General features: G+C 75.2%; 2 protein-coding genes. Both read left to right on the top strand.

Annotated elements, in window-relative coordinates; translation table 11 throughout:
• The first annotated feature begins 80 nt into the window (after positions 1 to 80).
• On the top strand, positions 81 to 1,787 hold the full coding sequence (locus tag OOT08_RS13645) for an ABC transporter ATP-binding protein (RefSeq protein WP_325093327.1): 1,707 nt from the start codon (positions 81 to 83) through the stop codon (positions 1,785 to 1,787).
• Positions 1,784 to 2,047, top strand: a 264-nt coding sequence (locus OOT08_RS13640) for a hypothetical protein (RefSeq protein WP_325093325.1), incomplete at its 3' end; no start/stop codon positions are given. The genes OOT08_RS13645 and OOT08_RS13640, both read left to right, overlap by 4 nt.

Raw genomic sequence — 2,047 nt, 5'->3', positions numbered from 1 at the left:
CCGTTTCCGGTGTCCGGTCCGCGACGCGAACTGGCCGCTCAACCACCCCAACAAGGGTAGCCTAACCTTAGCCTAGATCTATGCCTCACCCCGCACCGGCGTCCGACGCCGTCCGTTCCGCGCGCCCGCCAACGCCCGCGCCGATGCGGCACGCGCTCGCCGGGAACGGGCGCGGACCGCGCCTGTTCGCCGCCACCGCGCTCGCCGTGCTCCACCAGAGCGGCGAGGCGCTCGTGCCGGTCCTCGTGGGGATCACGATCGACCGGGCGATCGTCGCGCGCGATCCCGCGCAGCTCGCGCTCTGGCTCGGTCTGCTCGCGCTGGACTTCCTCGTCCTCTCCCTCGCGTATCGTGGCTCGGCCCGGCTGATGACGCGGGTCTACGGCACCGCGGAGAACGACCTTCGCCAGCTCACCCTGGCGCGGGTCGTGCACTCGCGAGGGATTCGGGGGCGGCGCGGCCCGGGTGAGCTGCTCTCGGTCACGACCTCGGACACCTACCGGGTTGCGGGGGTGAGCTGGTCGGTCGTGCAGCAGGCCGCGACGCTCACCGCGATCACCGTCTCCGCCGTGTCGCTGCTCCTGATCTCGGTGCCGCTCGGGCTTGGCGTGTTCGGGGCCACCGCGCTCATCCTCGTCGTCATGCACGCCGCCGCGCGCCCCCTGGAGCACCGCGGCCTCGCGGAGCAGCGCTCCGCCGGGCAGGCGAGCGCGGTGGCGACGGATCTCGTCGCGGGCCTGCGTGTGCTGACCGGCATTCGCGCCCAGCCCGAGGCCCTCAGCCGGTACCGGAGCGCGAGCCGCGCCTCCCGCTCCGGGGCAATCGCGTCCTCGCAGCTGCTGCTGCGCTACTCGGCGCTGAGCACCCTCATCGCGGCCCTGTTCCTGGCCGGGCTCGTTCTCGCCGCCGGGCTGCTCTCGATTCGCGGGGAGCTGAGCATCGGGGAGCTCGTGACCGTGATCGGGCTCGCCCAATTTCTCCAGGACGCGGTGGCGCACGTCGGCACCTTTGGCTCGAACTGGCTGCACAAGCGCGCGTCCGCCCGCCGCCTGCTGGAGGTGCTGGAGGAGGACTTCGCCGTGCCGGAAGACGACGGCTCCGCCGCGGCGTTCGGTGCCGCGGGCCGCGCGGAAGCCGACGCGGCGTCCCCGGGGGCGGCCCTCGTCTGGCGTCCGGGGTCCTCCGACGGAGCCGAGCGGCCCCGGGAAATCCGGGTGCCGCACGGGGCCCTGATCGGCATCGTCCCCGAGGGGCCGACGCACGCCCGGGAGCTGAGCGCGGGCTTCGGCTATCGCCGCCCCCTCCTGCCGGGGGAACTCACGATCGATGGCGTCTGCGCCACCCGGCTCGGCCCCGAGCGGAGCCGGGAGCGCGTGCTCGCTCCCCCGCACGACGCGGTGCTGTTCTCCGGCTCGCTCGGCGAGGCCGTCGGCGGCGGGGCCGACCCCGCGCGCACGGGCGAGCCGGCCGGGCACGTCGTCGCGGCCTCCGCGCTCGGCGACGTGCTCGACCACGTCGGCGGCTGGCGCGCCCCGCTCGGCGAGAACGGCCGGCGGCTGTCCGGGGGGCAGCGCCAGCGCGTGCTCCTCGCCCGCGCCCTCAACGCCCCCTCGAGCGTGCTCGTCCTGGACGAGCCCGCGACCGCCGTCGACCCCGTGACCGAGCAGCGCATCGCCGAGGGGCTCCGGGAGGCCGCCGCGACCGTCGTCGTCATCACCGCGAGCCCGCTGCTGCTCGCCGCCTGCCACGAGGTGCACCGCCTCGCCCCCCGAGAGGACACCGAGTGATCGCCCCCGTGCTGACCGACCCCGCTGAGGAGCCGTCCGACGCCGCCTCGATCCGCCTCCGGGTGGCCACGCCACGGCAGACCTGGCGCGTCGTTGGCCGGATCATGGCGCGACGGCGCTGGCTCGTGCTCGGCGTCATCGTGTGCCTGCTCGGCGGCTCCGCCTCGGCGCTGCTTGTGCCGCGCATCCTCGGCCTGATCGTCGATCAGGTGACCGGGGGCGCGGGGGTCGCCGCCGTCGTGATCAGCGCCGCCTGGCTG

It is taken from the genome of Leucobacter sp. M11 (genome assembly GCF_035726885.1).
Lineage (GTDB): Bacteria > Actinomycetota > Actinomycetes > Actinomycetales > Microbacteriaceae > JAPFRB01.
Note: the sequence above shows the minus strand (reverse complement) of the source record. Positions and strands in the feature narration are given on the sequence as shown.